This window comes from Acetobacter sp., assembly GCF_022483985.1.
Lineage (GTDB): Bacteria > Pseudomonadota > Alphaproteobacteria > Acetobacterales > Acetobacteraceae > Acetobacter.
Window position 1 is genome coordinate 419,094 of the sequence record NZ_JAKVME010000003.1, and the last position, 15,256, is coordinate 434,349.

Annotated in this window: 12 protein-coding genes; 7 read left to right on the forward strand and 5 right to left on the reverse strand. The window is 61.9% G+C overall.

The features are described from left to right. Positions 1 to 8: 8 nt before the first annotated feature. From LKE90_RS16035 to LKE90_RS16065, 7 genes are read left to right on the forward strand one after another with little or no spacing between them, the layout of a single operon-like run. Positions 9 to 1,784 (forward strand): type VI secretion system Vgr family protein, encoded by a 1,776-nt coding sequence (locus LKE90_RS16035; RefSeq protein ID WP_291491303.1) that lies wholly within the window; start codon positions 9 to 11, stop codon positions 1,782 to 1,784. Between the two features lie 24 nt (positions 1,785 to 1,808). Beyond that, on the forward strand, positions 1,809 to 3,365 hold the full coding sequence (gene tagH, locus LKE90_RS16040) for a type VI secretion system-associated FHA domain protein TagH (protein ID WP_291491302.1): 1,557 nt from the start codon (positions 1,809 to 1,811) through the stop codon (positions 3,363 to 3,365). After that, positions 3,362 to 4,690, forward strand: coding sequence for a type VI secretion system baseplate subunit TssK (gene tssK / locus LKE90_RS16045; protein WP_291491301.1), 1,329 nt, complete (start codon positions 3,362 to 3,364; stop codon positions 4,688 to 4,690). The genes tagH and tssK overlap by 4 nt, the downstream gene beginning before the upstream one ends. 10 nt (positions 4,691 to 4,700) lie before the next feature. After that, the gene (gene icmH, locus LKE90_RS16050) at positions 4,701 to 6,080 is read left to right on the forward strand and encodes a type IVB secretion system protein IcmH/DotU (RefSeq protein ID WP_291491300.1); all 1,380 of its coding nucleotides are present in this window, start codon (positions 4,701 to 4,703) and stop codon (positions 6,078 to 6,080) included. A gap of 5 nt (positions 6,081 to 6,085) precedes the next feature. Further along, complete coding sequence (tssM, locus tag LKE90_RS16055; RefSeq protein ID WP_291491559.1) at positions 6,086 to 9,604, forward strand: type VI secretion system membrane subunit TssM; 3,519 nt, start codon at positions 6,086 to 6,088, stop codon at positions 9,602 to 9,604. A 21-nt stretch (positions 9,605 to 9,625) separates the two neighbouring features. Continuing rightward, positions 9,626 to 10,168: a type VI secretion system-associated protein TagF gene (tagF, locus tag LKE90_RS16060; protein ID WP_291491299.1), complete on the forward strand. Its 543-nt coding sequence runs from the start codon at positions 9,626 to 9,628 to the stop codon at positions 10,166 to 10,168. Continuing rightward, on the forward strand, positions 10,165 to 10,896 hold the full coding sequence (locus LKE90_RS16065) for a PP2C family protein-serine/threonine phosphatase (protein ID WP_291491298.1): 732 nt from the start codon (positions 10,165 to 10,167) through the stop codon (positions 10,894 to 10,896). Before tagF ends, LKE90_RS16065 begins: the two co-directional genes overlap by 4 nt. 216 nt (positions 10,897 to 11,112) lie before the next feature. On the opposite strand, the gene LKE90_RS16070 is transcribed toward LKE90_RS16065, so the two are convergent. The 5 genes from LKE90_RS16070 to LKE90_RS16090 are packed head-to-tail and all read right to left on the reverse strand — an operon-like array spanning position 11,113 to position 15,172. Then, positions 11,113 to 11,892: an ABC transporter ATP-binding protein gene (locus tag LKE90_RS16070; RefSeq protein WP_291491297.1), complete on the reverse strand. Its 780-nt coding sequence runs from the start codon at positions 11,890 to 11,892 to the stop codon at positions 11,113 to 11,115. Further along, on the reverse strand, positions 11,886 to 12,866 hold the full coding sequence (locus LKE90_RS16075; RefSeq protein WP_291491296.1) for an ABC transporter permease: 981 nt from the start codon (positions 12,864 to 12,866) through the stop codon (positions 11,886 to 11,888). The genes LKE90_RS16070 and LKE90_RS16075 overlap by 7 nt, the downstream gene beginning before the upstream one ends. Then, complete coding sequence (locus LKE90_RS16080) at positions 12,863 to 13,924, reverse strand: ABC transporter substrate-binding protein (protein WP_291491295.1); 1,062 nt, start codon at positions 13,922 to 13,924, stop codon at positions 12,863 to 12,865. Before LKE90_RS16080 ends, LKE90_RS16075 begins: the two co-directional genes overlap by 4 nt. Continuing rightward, a complete protein-coding gene (locus LKE90_RS16085; protein ID WP_291491294.1) occupies positions 13,924 to 14,484 on the reverse strand; it encodes a flavin reductase in 561 nt (186 codons plus the stop codon). Before LKE90_RS16085 ends, LKE90_RS16080 begins: the two co-directional genes overlap by 1 nt. Next, positions 14,474 to 15,172, reverse strand: coding sequence for a peroxiredoxin-like family protein (locus tag LKE90_RS16090; RefSeq protein ID WP_291491293.1), 699 nt, complete (start codon positions 15,170 to 15,172; stop codon positions 14,474 to 14,476). The genes LKE90_RS16085 and LKE90_RS16090 overlap by 11 nt, the downstream gene beginning before the upstream one ends. Positions 15,173 to 15,256: the final 84 nt, after the last annotated feature.

The following is a 15,256-nucleotide window of genomic DNA, read 5'->3' on the forward strand; positions in this document are numbered from 1 at the left end:
GGTTTCCCATGGCTTCTGTCGAACCTCTCCTCTTCACCAGCTCTCCTTTCGGAGACGACACCCTGCCCGATCAGCCCGGCACGCTGCATGCGACGGCGCTGAATGCACAGGAGATGCTCAGTCAGCCGTTTCAGGTGACGCTGACGGTCGTGACCACTCTCAGCCAGTTGCAGCCGGACGCGCTTCTCTACAAGCCGTTCTGCGCGATCATCAACAGGAAGCCCGCCGACAACCGGTATTTCAACGGCATCGTCAAACGTGTGACGCCGGTGAACAGCCTGCAACGGGACCGGTGGGAATATCAGCTGGAGATCGTGCCGCGTCTGTGGTTCCTGTCCCAGCGGTCCGACTGCCGGATCTTCCAGAAGAAATCCGTGGACCAGATTCTTCAGGTTCTGTTTCAGGAGGAAGGGGTCGAGGCGTACGAGTTCCGGATCTATGGCGACAAGCCTGTCCGGGAATACACCACGCAGTTCAACGAGACCGACCTCGACTTCATGCACCGGCTGCTTCAGGAAGAAGGCTGGTTCTATTTCTTCGAGCACACCAAGTCGGAACACCGGCTGATCGTCACGAACCGCAACGAGTCCTTCAAGCCGCTTGCCTCTCCCCTGCATCGTATCGTGCATAGCGGAAACAATATCGACATTATTGACCAGTGGACCGGCGGCGCATCCACGGCGCATGGCGAAGTCCACTTTACGGATTACAATCCCTCCAACCCGACCGTTCCGGTCCGGGCGACGCAGTCAACCAGTTCCAAGACCGGTGGGGCTTCGACGCGGCGGGTCTATCGCTGGCCCGCGCTCACGAAGGACGATGCGACCGCGGAGCAGCGCGCCAAACATTTCATGGAACATTCCGAGGTCACGTCCTCGATGTGTCGCGCGCATGGCTACGATCCGCAGTTCATGCCCGGACGCCGCTTCACGGTGGAGAGAGACCCGCTGACCGGCGAGGAAATGGTGGAATACGCGCCTCAGGCCGTTTTTCACAGCGCGGTCGATGAGACATGGGCCGGCCAGTCGTCAGGTTCCTTCTACGATTGCAGCTTTTCCTGCTTCAAGCAGTCGGTGCCGTGGAGAGAGCCGTTCCATAATGTCCGTCCACAGATGACGGGCATCTATTCCGGTGTCGTGGTCGGTGGAAAAGGTCAGCAGATTCATGCCGACCCGCTGGGGCGCATCAAGGTCCGCATCGTGTTCGATCACAGGAAGGACACCGACGCCGGTTTTGCGACCTGGGTGCGGGTGATCCAGCCCTGGGCCGGAGACAGTTGGGGCTGGCAGCACCTGCCGCGTGTGGGAACGGAAGTCGCTGTGGCCTTCATGAATGGCGACCCTGATGAGCCTGTGGTGCTCGGCGGTCTGTACAACCAGAGCATGCAGCCGGTCTTCGCTGTGCCGGGAGAACAGACCAAGAGCGGTTTCCGCAGCCGTTCCGTGCATGGCGGAGCCTCCGAGTTTTCCGAGTTCTCTGTTGATGACAGCAAGGGGCAGGAGAAAATCTACCTCCGTTCCCAGAAGGATCTGCACACGGTCGTCCTGAATGACCAGCAGACGCAGATTGGCAATGACAGTTCGGCCACGGTCCATCGCAATGCCAGTCTGAAGGCGGAAACCGGCTCTGTTACAGTCGAAGCGGAAACTGAAATCCTGCTGAAAGTCGGTGACAGTACGATCCGTCTGACCAAGGATGGTATCACGATCAACGGATCGAAGATTGACGGCACGGCGACGGGTAACATGACCCTCAAGGGTGCTAAAATCCGTCTGAACGACTGATAACCGGCGGGGCAGGAAATTCTTATGACGACACTTACACTGAAGGCCATCGCTGCACCGGACGGCGCCAGCGCCGAAAACCGGACGGTTACAGGGCGGAAGTTCACAATCGGACGCGATCCTGTCTGTGATCTGTGCCTGTCTGACACCAGCCGCATCCTGTCCAAGAAGCATTGTTTTATCGAGCGGCAGGGAGAGTCCTGGAATCTGGTCGATACCAGCACAAACGGTACGTTCGTCAATCAGGACACCACACCGCTTCGCCGGGCTTCACGCGAACTGCGGAACGGAGACGCCGTCGAGATAGGTGGTTACCGGTTCGAGATAGTGATCGGCGATGATGAACCGCTGTCTCCCCCGGTTGTCGCGCCGCACGTCCTGCCCGCGACCAGATATGAGGACGAGCGGCCCATAGGTTCCGTATTCTCGCCTTCCGAACCGGAAGGGGCTGATGGCGTGGCGGATATGGCGGAGGTCGATCCCTTCCTCTCGCAGGATGTGTCGATCAACGTCCATCCACAGGCTGATGATACGCCTGTGATGCATGATCCGGGTCTGCTGCACATGCCCTGCGTGCCGCCCAGGGTGATTCCCGAGATCATCGGAGACGACTGGGATCAGGAGCCGGAACTCTCGGCGTCAGGGCCAGCGTCGAAACCGGAACCGGAACCGCCAGAGGCCCTTCCGATCGAGGAGAGTCCGACGCCGCTTCCCCTTCAGGACAATCCTTTTGCAACGGTGGACACTCTCCCGGACCTGCTGCCTGATGAAAACCATGATCGGGACGAAGCCGCCCTGCCGGAGGAGGACACGTCCTTCCATGAGCACGCCGAACCCCTGATCACGGCTTTTCCGCGCCAGTCGCATGCCGTCGAAGAACGCACGCCGCCTCAGTCTTCCGAACTGTCTCATCAGGATGATGATGGCGTTTTCGGGTCTCATGGGGGGCATGAAGACCTGCTTGGTCCTTTTCTTTACGGTGCCGGTCTGCACGGAATGGAGGCGCGGGACTTCACGCCTGACACCATGGAGGAACTCGGCAGAACATTCCGGGCGATGATCCACGGGCTGAGACAGATCATGATTGCGCGCGCCACCATCAAGGGTGAGTTCCGCATCGAGCAGACCATGATTCAGGCTTCGGGCAACAATCCGCTGAAATTCTCGGCCAATGATGATGACGCCCTTCTGGCGCTGATCGGGGTTGGCCGGAACAGCGGTATGCTGCCGTCGGACGCCATCAGCGAAACGCTCAACGACATGCGCCTGCATGAGTTTGCCGTCCTGCGCGCCATGCAGGACGCTATCGGCGCACTGCTGACACGGCTGGAGCCGGAGCGTTTTCGGGAGGATGCCGAGAGTCGTTTCCTCGATTTCCTTCCGGACAATCATAATGGCCGCGCCTTCAGGCTGTTTGAGGAACGATACAGGCGCACAAGGGAGGCGCTGAGTGACGATTTCGACAGCGCCTTTGGAAAAGCTTTCGCTAGAGCCTATGAAAAAGCCATCGTAAAGGCTGATATCGCCTTGCAGAGAACCGATCCGCACGCAAAGACCCGCCCGAATGGAGACCATTCATGAGCTGGAACAGCCGTGTGGCGTGGCAGGAGGGCATGTTCCTCCGCGCGCAGCATTTCCAGCAGCAGGATCGCTGGATGGAAGAGCAGATCCGCCAGACGCTCCAGTATATGCGTCCGTACGGCTGGGGTTTTGTGCAGATCCAGATCAATCAGGATCTTCTGGCGGCAGGGCGGTTTGCCCTGACCCATGCCGCCGGTCTCTTTGAGGACGGCACTCCCTTCAGCATGCCGGGCCAGACCGATCTGCCGATGCCGCTGGAAATTCCGGAACAGACCCGCGACATGCTGGTCCATCTGGCTGTGCCGGTGCGTCAGCCGGGCGCCATGGAGATGATCATCGCCGGACGGGAGGACGGGCGGTACCGTGTGTCTCCCTTCGAGGCGTTCGACACGCAGTCCGGCTCTCCCCAGCCTGCCGAGATCGATGTTGGCAGGCTGAACGTGACCCTGCGTCTCGACAGCAGCGATCGGGAAGGGTTCTTCTGCCTGCCGATCGCCCGGATCAGGGAGGTGCTGCCGAGCCGGCAGGTAGTGCTCGATCCGCTCTGGATTCCGCCAGCGCTGACCTGTTACGCGGCCCCTGTCCTGTCCACTCTGGCTGTAGAACTGGCCGGGATGCTGAATCAGCGCGGCAACGCGATCGCCGCCCGCCTGACGACGCCGGGCACCAAGGGCAGCGCGGAAGTATCGGACTTTATTCTGCTTCAGGCCCTCAACGGGTGGCAGGCGCTGCTGTCGCATCATGCGGACGCGGGTAATCTGCATCCGGAGGATTTCTACCGTCTGCTGCTGACGATTGCGGGAGAACTGTCCACCTTCACGTCCCCGGACAAGCGGCCCTCGCGCTATCCGACCTACCGACATAACGATCTTCAGGCCAGTTTCGCGCCTGTGGTGGCGGATGTGCGGCGCTCCCTTGCGGCGGTCTATGAGCAGACGGCCGTCATGATCGAGCTGCAACTGCGGCGCCACCATATCCGTGTCGGCACGATCGCAGACCGTTCATTGCTCGCAAAGGCGATTTTCGTGCTGGCGGTTTCAGCGGAAATGCCGACGGAGGAGCTGCGGCGTCTGTTTCCGCAGACCGTCAAGATCGGTGCGGTCGAACATATCCGGGAACTGGTCAACGTGGCGCTGCCGGGCATTGGCCTCAGGCCCCTGCCGGTCGCGCCGCGACAAATGCCGTTCTACGCGGGCGCTTCCTATTTCGAGCTGGATCGCAATTCGCCGCACTGGCAGCAGCTTCAGAACTCGGGCGGCATCGCCCTCCATGTCTCCGGCGATTTCCCGGCTCTGAAACTGGAACTCTGGGCAATCCGGGCATAAGGCGGCAGGTATGAGTGATAATCCGTTTCTTGAGCCGGATGACAATGAGCAGACCATCATCCGACCGCTTCCCGGAGGTCGGCCTCTGCCGCCTCGCGAGGGGGCAGAGGAATACGCGGCCCGTGACCGCCAGCCGGACTCTGCCGCATCCTCTGCGGCGGGCGGGGCGCGGTTCGAGGACATCCAGCGTACGTCCCAGTTTCTGATTGTCGCCGCCGCCGCCGGATGTCTGAGTTTTCTCGGACGGATTCACAACACCTACACACCTCCCGATCCCGGTCAGTTGCGCGAGCATGCGATTGCCGCGCTCAAGCAGTTCGAGCGGACGTTGCGCGACGATGGCGTGTCTCTGGAGGAAATCCGGCCCGCGCATTACGCCCTGTGCGCCAGCATGGACGATGTGGTGCAGGCGACCCCGTGGGGAAACCACGGTAGCTGGACCAATGCCTCGCTGGTCTCGACGTTCCATCAGGAAGTGCAGTCGGGAGAGCGGTTCTTCGATCTTCTGATGCGGGTTTCCAGAAATCCGGGACGGATGCTGGGCGTTCTGGAACTGATGTATCTCTGTCTCTGTCTGGGCATGCAGGGGCGTTATCGCCTTTCGCCGCGGGGACCGGCGGAACTCGACCGGATCAGGGAAGAGACCTTCATCCTCATCATGCGTAACCGTCCGGCCGTGGAGCGCGAGCTTTCGCCACACTGGAAGGGTGTGAGCGCGCCTTACCGGCCGCAGCGTCTTGTCATGCCGGTCTGGCTGGCGGCGCTGGCGGGGGCGGCTGTGCTGGGCATCGGCTATATGTGGGTGACGCTGGGAGTGGCCAGTCTCTCCGACAATCTTTTCGCGTCCGCCCTGTCCATCCCGCCGGGCAAGCAGCCGCAGATCGAGCGGGTTGCACCGGTCGAGGATGTGGTCTCGACGGCGCCGCCGACCGGCGACCGTGTGCGTCTGAAAGCATTCCTCAAGCCCGAAATTGACGAGGGGCTGGTGGAAGTGGACGGCACGGACGCCGTGCCGATCGTGCGGATCAGGGGCGAGGGCATGTTCGGCTCCGGCACGGATGAACTCGCGCCTTCCACACTGCCGACGCTGCGCCGGATCGGCGCGGCTCTGGCCACGGAAAAAGGCTGGGCGGAAGTCATCGGCTATACGGACAGCCGCCCGATTCATACCATGCTCTACCCGTCCAATCTCGACCTCTCCCGGGCGCGCGCCGCTGCGGCGACGGAAGTGATGCGTGGGACCAGTGGCCCGGACATGACCCTGCGGGTGCAGGGCGCGGGAGCCGCGAACCCGATTGCCTCCAACGACACGGCAGCGGGTCAGCAGAAGAACCGCAGGATCGAGGTCGTTCTGCACCGTCAGCTTTCAGACAATGGAACCCAGCCGTGAACGGAATGCCTCCGATCCTTTCTCTTCTGACGGGACGCTGGAGCATCGGGCTTCTGGCGTCCTGCCTTATCGGACTTCTGATCTGGTATCTGGGTGAGATGGTGCCCGGTCTGCGTACGCCGCTGGCCCGGGAAATCTGCATTGCCGCCGTGTTCGTGATCGCCATGGGCATCACGGGCGGTCTGACCTGGTATCGCCGCCGTCGCGACGCCAGACTGATGAGCGGCGTCACCGAAGAAGGCGCTGATGCCACAGCCGACGTTCAGGCCGAAGCCGCGGACGAGGTGCGTCTGCTGCGCGAGCGTCTGCACAATTCTCTGGCGCTGCTGAAAAAGGCGAGAAAGACCCGGGGCTATCTGTATGAGCAGCCCTGGTTTGTCCTGATCGGCCCGCCGGGTAGCGGCAAGACGACGCTGCTGTCGCAGTCGGACCTTCAGTTTCCTCTGGCGCAGCCGGACGGCACGGGCGGGCTGACTCCGGGTTCGGTGGCGGGTATTGGCGGCACCCGTCTGTGTGACTGGTGGTTCGCGGATGAAGCCGTGCTCATCGACACGGCTGGTCGTTTCACGACGCAGGATTCCAACGAGACGGTTGATCGCACGGGCTGGCTCGGCTTTCTCGATCTTCTGAAAAAGACCCGTGCCAGACAGCCTCTGAACGGTGTGATTGTCATGATCTCGCTGGCGGACGTGGTGACCGTGTCCCAGACCGAGCGCCTGTCCCATGCCCGCATGATCAGGGACCGTATCCGCGAGATCACCGAGCGCCTCGGCGTGAGAATCCCGGTGTACGCCGTGTTCACCAAGGCGGACCGGATCGCCGGATTTACAGAATTCTTTGATGACCTCGACCGGGATTACCGCCGTCAGGTCTGGGGCATGACGTTCCCCGTTGCAGGGGAGATCAAGGCGTTCGAAGGCGAGTTCCGTCAGTTGATCGCCCGTCTGAATGACCGCCTCTACGAGCGTCTGCAACAGGAGCGCATTCCTTCCCGCAGGGCGGTGATCGCTTCCTTCCCGATTCAGATCGAAACCCTGACGGACGCGCTGAACGAGTTCCTGACAGCCGCCTTTGGCATGACCCGGCTTGATCCGGCCCCCTTTATTCGCGGCGTCTATTTCACGTCCAGCGCTCAGGAAGGCACGCCGGTCGATCGGCTGAGCAGCATGCTGGCGCGCAGCTTCGGCATCGACCAGCGACGGATGCCGACATTGCGGGCTGTAACCGGGCGGCCCTATTTCGTGGAGCGTCTGATCCGCGAGGTGATTCTCGGTGAAGCGCGGCTCGTGGCGATTTCCCCGTCTAAAATGCGCCGTCACAAGATCATCCGTTACAGCAGTTTCGCCGCTATCGGTCTCTTTACGCTGGCGGGCTGCCTGCTGCTCTGGCAGCGGAATGTGGAAAACCGCACGGCGATCGCCAGCAATGAGCAGGCCATCGGCTTTTATCGCAGCAAGCTTGAGCGTCTCCAGCTCGATCCTGTGCAGGACGACAACCTGCCTTCCATCCTGCCGGCGCTGAATGCGGCCAGTGCGCTGCCGGACGGGCAGACACTGGCCCGGAATCACGGATTCTGGCCCGATCTGGCCATCAGTCAGGACGCGAACCTCGAAACCACCAACCGTTTGATCTATCAGACCGCTCTTCAGCGCCTGCTTCTGCCGCGCCTGCTATGGCGGCTGGAAAACCAGATTCAGGAACATTTCAGCCAGCCGGCGTTTCTCTATGAAGCCACACGCATCTATCTGATGCTCGGCAATCAGGGGCCGCTGGAGCCGAAAATGGTCCGGGACTGGATGCTGCTGGACTGGGAAAGCCGCTATCCGGGGCCTGCGATGAAGGAAACGCGGGACCAGTTGCTGAAGCATCTTGACGCCCTGCTGCGTATTCCGCTGCCGGACATGCAGATCAACGGCGGCATGGTGCGTCAGGCGCGTGCGGAATTCAGCCGGGTGACTCCTGCGGAACGTGTGTATGGCCGGATCAGGGCCGGAGCGGCGTCCGTGGCGGACTGGTCTCCGGAACAGGTGCTGGGTCGTGGACAGAAGGAATTCACCCGCCTGTCCGGTCGTCCCATGTCGGACACGATCCCCGGCTTCTATACCAGCGTGGGATTCCGTCAGGTGCTGCTGCCATCGTTGTCCTCGGCGGCTCAGGATGTTGCCAACGAGAGCTGGGTTCTGGGAAATGTCGACCAGAGCATGAGCGGCACGACGCCCGCCCAGCTGGAAGACGGCGTGATCGCGCTTTATACGGCGGACTACATCCGGCACTGGGATGAACTGCTCAACGATCTCGCTCTGGTGCCGTTCGCCGGTCATTCCGATCTGGTGCAGAGGCTGTATGTGCTGTCCTCTCCGCAGTCCCCCATGCGCGATTTTCTCGTAGGTATTACGCACGAGCTGACGCCCGCGGCTGATGCGCAGGCGGAGCAGAATGGCGATGACAGGAAAAAGCCGGACCCGGAAAAGGCGCGTCTGGCGGGGTTCTTCTCGCAGGCCGGAAAAAACGGTCCGGAAGCTCTGGCGCCGGGGTCGGCGATTGATATGCACTATGCGCCGCTGGTGATCTTCACCGGTCGCACCGGGCAGGCTCCGCCGGTCAATGGCGTGATGCAGATTCTCAACCAGTTCGAAGGAGCGATCGCCCAGCTACCGAACGCGGAAAGCCCGACGCAGATTCTGGAATCGACCCAGAATCCCGTTCAGGCGCTCGAAGCGGAGGCCAGCAGACAGCCCCAGCCCGTCGCCCGCTGGCTTTCGCAGATTGCGACAGGCGGGGCGAGCACGATGGCGGGCGATGCGCGCCGCGCCGCCACGGCAGCCTATACGGAAGGCCAGGGACCGGCGCAGCTCTGTCATGAGGTGGTTGACGGACACTATCCGTTCGATCCTTCCGCCGAGGAAGACGCTCCGTTCGACCAGTTTGTCCGGCTGTTCTCGCCGGGTGGCGCGCTCGACAGCTACTTTACGACGCAGTTGGCGGCTTATGTGGACACGAAAGGGCCGGTCTGGAGAGCCCATCCGATCGGCAATACGGCGCCGCCGGTTTCCGGGGCCGCACTCCAGCAGTTCCAGCAGGCCGCCAGAATCCGGACCCTGCTTTTCCCGGGCAACATGGCAGTTCCCGCCGTTCATCTGCGGATCACGCCGGTCGCGGTGGACAGCCAGTCCACGGCTGTAAACCTGCAGTTCGGCTCGATGGTCGTCGCGTGGAAAGCGGGCACCAACGGCGCGCTCGGACAGGCGCTGGGGGCCTCTGTGACCTGGCCCGGCGATAACATGTCCAACATCTCACTGGATTTTGTGCCTGAGGCAGCCTTTCCACGCCGTATGCAGGGACAGTGGGCCTTCTTCCATCTGCTCGACAGTGGCGTGCTGACACCGACTGGCAAGCCGGATGAGCTGACCGCGACCTTCCGGTCAGGGGACAGGCAGGTAACCTATTCTCTGGAGACATCGACCCCCGAACAGGTTCTGGATCGCAGTCTGTTCGTACATTTCCATTGCCCGGCTCTCAGGTGAGTGAAGGGACAGAGGAAGGATATGGCGGTTATGACAGGACAGTTCGGGTTCTACGGGAAACTTCCTGTCCGGGGTGATTTCGTCAGGCGCGGTCTGTCGGAAAATCTTGTGTCCGGCTGGCATGACTGGATCTGCCGGAACTTCGCCTACGCACGGACAGCCGTGGCGTCGGACTGGCAGAAGGGCTGGCTCGTCGCGCCGATCTGGCGGTTTTCCCTGCCGCCGGGATGTCTTTCGGAGCAGACGGTTTCAGGACTGGTCATGCCGAGCGTGGACAAGGTCGGGCGCTATTTTCCTTTTCTCGTCTGTGTGGAAGACGATGGGGTGATTCCGCAGGATGACGCGGTCTGGGATCAGGTCGAACTGTTCTGCAGGGAAGCTCTCTCCTACGATCAGGAGCCGGAAACGCTCCTCTCCCATATTCAGGCTCTGGAATGCTCCGTCAGGGCTGGGGAGGCCGCAGGGCTATGGTCCACGGAAGGGAATGAATCCATTCCCGGGCAGACGCTTGTCTGTGCTGATCTTCCTGAAGAGGAGGCGTTTGTGAAGCTGTTCTGGGCATGACGGAAACCCTGAAATATTCTGCGTCCACGCATCAGGGAACCGTGCGTGGGGAAAATCAGGACGCCTTTCTGTGTCGGCCCGCATTGCGGATATTCGCGGTCGCGGATGGGGCGGGCGGCCATGATGACGGACGCTGGGCGGCCTGCCGGGTCATTGAGTCCCTCGGCGCGCTCCCGCAGGGGCTGACGCCTCAGGCATTGCTGGTGCATGCGCGCCATCGCCTGACCATGGCTCATGAACAGCTCCGTCTGGAGGCCGCTCGGCGGGGTAGCCGGAAAGGCATGGCCTCAACGGTCGTGGTGTTGATCCTGACAGAGGAATATTTCGCCTGTCTGTGGGTCGGGGATTCAAGGATTTATCTCCTGCGTGACGGAGAGCTTTCGCAGGTGACGAAGGATCATTCCCACGCGCAGGCTCTTGTCGACGCCGGATTGATGCGGACGGAGGACATGGAATTCCATCCGCAGGCCAATGTGGTGACCCGCGCGATCGGCGCAGGCGACACGCCAATCCAGATCGACAAGGTGACGGGGCCGCTGCTGCCGTTCGACCGGTTTCTGCTCTGCTCCGACGGTCTGACGAAAGCTGTGAGTGAGCGGGATATCCTGAGCTGTCTGGAAACAGGGACCAGTTCCGCGGAACTGCTGGTCCAGACAGCACTCCTCCGTCATGCCCGCGATAATGTGACGGCTATTGTCGTCAGCGTCGAGGATGAGGAAGCCTGGTAGCGGCGGCATGGGGAGCGGGCTCATCCGCCCCCGCAAGGGACCGCAGGCCCCCTGGCTCTAGTTTGCCGTAAACGAAAGCTGTTTCCAAAGGCGTCGTCTTTGGCGGGGCGCGGGGCAGCATCCCGTGAATCTTTCCCGGCAGGGGTTCCTGTCCGAACCGGAGCGGGTCATGCAGGTCCGCTGTCTTTTCGCGAAGAAGATTCCGAGCCGATGTAATCAGCTCTCCCTGTATCCCAGTTGCGACAGAATTTCTTGCCGTAACTTCAGAAGAGCGGGATCGTCCCTGCGGCGGTGAAAGGGCGCGTCCACACGGATATCCGACAGGATACGCGAACGGTTCGTGCCGCCCAGAACGATCACGCGCGTCGCCAGAAAGAGCGCCTCATCGACATCGTGCGTGACCATGATCGCGGTGAAATCACGCTCTTTCCATAGTCTGTGCAACTCTGTCTGCATCGTGAGCCGGGTCAGGGCGTCCAGCTTTCCCAGTGGCTCGTCGAGGATAAGCATGCGTGGATGGTTAACCAGCGCGCGTGCGAGCGCCGTACGCTGGGCCATGCCGCCTGAAAGCTGGTGCGGCCACGCTTTTTCAAAACCGTTCAGGCCGACGAGACGGATGGCCTCCTCGACAGCCCGGCTATCCCTCTTTCCGGAAATGTCCTGTGAAAGCGCCACATTCTGGCGCACGGTCCGCCACGGATAGAGCGTCGGGTCCTGAAACATCACGATCCGGTCCGGCCCGGGGCCTGTGACAGGCTGGCCGTCCACTTCAATCCAGCCAGCAGCCGGTTTCTCCAGCCCTGCGATCAGGCGCAGCAGGGTCGATTTGCCACACCCGGACGGTCCGAGAAGGGCGACGAACTCACCTGCCTCCACGTTCAGGTTCATCTCGTGAATGACCGGGCGGTAAGCGCCGTCAATCTGATAGCCGTGCTCGACGCCGCGCACGTGCAGGGCCAGTTCCTCGCCCGGCGCTTTCAGTTGAGCTGTCACCATTTGAGGCCGTCCTTCTGCCAGACAAGCAGTTTGTCCCGCACCCGGAAGAGCAGCGTGATCAGACCCGTGCACATGACCGACATCACCACGAGGACCGCATACATGTTGGGATAGGCGGCCCATCCCTGCGCCCACTGCATGTAGAAGCCAAGGCCCGCCTTCACGCCCAGCATTTCTGCCACCACCAGCATGGCGAACGACGCGCCCAGCCCCATGAACAGACCGACGAAAATCTGTGGCAGGGCGGCAGGCAGCGCCACATGGAAGACAAGAAACCGCTCCTTCGCGCCCATGGTGCGGGCTACGTCATGAAAGGCCGGGTCCACGGCTGAGATGCCGGACCAGGTCAGAACCGCGACAGGAAAGGCGGAGGCCAGCATCATCAGGGCTTCACCGGCGACCCAGCTTGACGGGATCATCACGAAGGCCAGCGGCAGAAGTGCGACCGGGGGAAGGGGGCCGATCATACGCAGGACGGGATGCGCCCAGTAACGGAACCGCAGTGACCGTCCCAGCCCGATTCCCGTGGCAATGCCGATCAGCGAGCCCAGACCGTACCCCACCAGCAGCAGCCCGAGCGAATGAAGCAGCGAGTTTCCAAGGCGCGCCCAGTCCGTGAGAAAAACATCCAGCAGATCCTGCGGCGTGCCGAAGAAAGGGCGGGGCAGCAGGAGCAGTTTGGCCTGCACCACTTCCCATGCGCCCAGTCCCAGCCCGAGCGCTACCGCCCAGGCGGCCCGTTCCCGAAGCAGTTTCAGCGCGGAGCCAGCCAGCAGAGCCACGCCCACCACGGCGAATCCGGCTGCCAGCGCGTCTGTGGCGGGGAAATCATCCGCGTCCGGCCAGCGCCATGTCAGCAGGGCGGCCAGAAGCCAGACCGGGCCTGCAAACCATGCTGTCGGTGACACCCGCGTCGCAGTCTTCAGGCTGGTAACTGCCGTATCCACCCCGAATGTCGCTTCCGCCCCGCTCATGATGCGAACAGATCCTGTGTGACACGCGCGGCGTAACGTGTGGTGTCGAGCGATGGTCGGAACACGCCGACTCCTTTCAGGGCTTCGGCATAACGCACGATCTCGTCACGGAAAGAGCCCGCCAGCGTCTGATGGTGATGTCCCTGAATACGGATCATCTCGGCCAGATCCTTTGCCGAAATCTTGGGGGCGAAAGGCTGGAAGATTGCGCCGGCCTCATCGGGATTGCAGGCCAGCCACGCTCCCGCATCCATGATCGCCCGGGTCACCGCCCGCGCAACATCCGGTTCATCGCGCACAAGACTGCCGCGCAACCCGATGACGCAGCAGGTGGTATGCGCCCATGTGCCGGTCATGTTGCTGTCGATGTCACGCAGGTTGAACTGCTTCTTCTGCACCCAGCTTACAGGGTCGCCATCCGAAATGGCCTGCACCTCACCCCGCTGGAGCGCCAGCGGCAGCAGGTCCGGAGGGAAGGCGCGCCACGAGACATCCGCTTCCGGATCGATCCCGGCTTCTTTCAGACGGATGGCGAAGAAATTACGATCCGGTCCACCGATATCGGTCACGCCGATCGTCTTGCCTTTCAGGTCGGTCAGTGAACGGACCGCGCTGTCGCGTGTCGTCATCAGATACATGCAGCCCGCATGAAGACCGGCCACCAGCTTGACGTCGAAGCCCTGCTGTAACGGCTTGAGCCACCGCAGCGCCATACCGGGCGCGCCATCCGCCTTGCCCGTGGCCAGCGCTTCCAGAAGCTGGTCGGTCGCGCCACCGAAATTGACGTAATCCACTTCGATATTATGGCGTGCGAAAAAGCCTTTTTCCTTCGCTACGGGTACGGCGGCTGTGCAGACCGAATTCTCGTTCCACGCGATCGTCAGCTTGCGTGGCGTGGCCAGCGGCTTGATCGCGCCTGTGATCGCCGCCGCGCATGGCTCCGTATGTCCCGTGGCGTCCTGTGCATAAAGCGGACGGGAGGCGAGGGCAGCCGCGCCCGCGCCGGACAGGATTCCGCCCAGAAGCCGCCTGCGGGAAAAGGAGGAGCCGAATGTCATCAGACTGTGTCCCGAACTTTCAGAGATGCCGTGAGCGGCGCAAAAGGAAGGTGGTGAAAGGCGCGACCGCACCATGCAAGACCGGCGGCGATCGCGTCGCTGATCACGATGTCGCGGACCGCACAGAACAGAACGTCATGCGTTCCGGACGTGCGGATATCTTCGATCACACAGTCCAGCGTCACGGCTGCATCATCGAGAAGTGGTGCGCCGGTTTTGCCGACACGCCAGACAGCAGAGGCGAATTTCTCTTCGGGCGTACGGCGTGAACTGGCGAAAACGCCCGCCACATCATCATGTCCGCGACCAAGAACGCTGATCCCGACCACGCCATTGCGTCGGAACGCTTCGTGAGAACGGTTACTGCGGTTGAGGCAGACGAGCACTGTCGGCGGCGTATCGCTCACGCTTGTCATGGCGGAAACGGTCAGTCCCTGACGTCCGGCTGGACCATCGGTCGCCACCACCGTCACGGGCGCCCCGAGACGGCTCATGGCTTCCCGGAACAGCTCAGCCGGGACGGAAGACTGTCCATCAACCGCAATGCCGTCAGGCTGCATGGGAAGCCTCTCCTTTTTCCAGCCCCAGCGCGGCCAGAACCCGGTCGCTCTCAGTGCGGTCCATCCAGTCGGGAGAGACGTCGGCAAAACGCACGACGCGGCCTGGACCGATGACGATCACGGCAGGCTTGGGAAGCTCCCATGTATTTTCAAGACCGTTCAGTGCTTCGCTCTTTCCGCCCTTTGCGAGCGCGCTCTGCCGGGACGCTTCATCGAACGTGTAGGACAGGCCCAGCGCACGTGTCAGTTTCAGTCCCGTATCGGTGGCGATGGGGAAAGGCAGGTCATGGCGCGTGGCAATTTCGGAGAGAAGCGTCGTCGGCTGGGGAGAGATCGCCAGCAGGGGAATGCCGGACGCTTTCAGCTCAGGCCACAATGTATCGCGATAGTGAGGAAGAGCGATATTACAGGCCGGACAGCCAGCGAAGCGGAAGAACACCAGAACGGCCGGGCCTTTGGCCACCAGGTCGTCCAGCGACACCGTGCTTCCGTCCACGGCGGGCAGCGTGAGCTGTGGCAGCACATCTCCGGCCTTCACGACAGATGCTGTCTTGCCATGATCGCGTATCAGCGCGGTCCGCTGATTGACGTTCACAGCCAGAGCCGCGGGCTCCCACGTGCGCTCGCGCTCTTCCTCCAGTTCCCGGAACTTGGTGCGGAGAGGGGCGGCGGATGCGGATGACGTCATGAGAAACCTCGTTGCAGATATCAGGACAACCCGATCCTGCCGCGAAAACTTCCCTGCCTCATAAAGAGTTCTTGTCATCCGTTC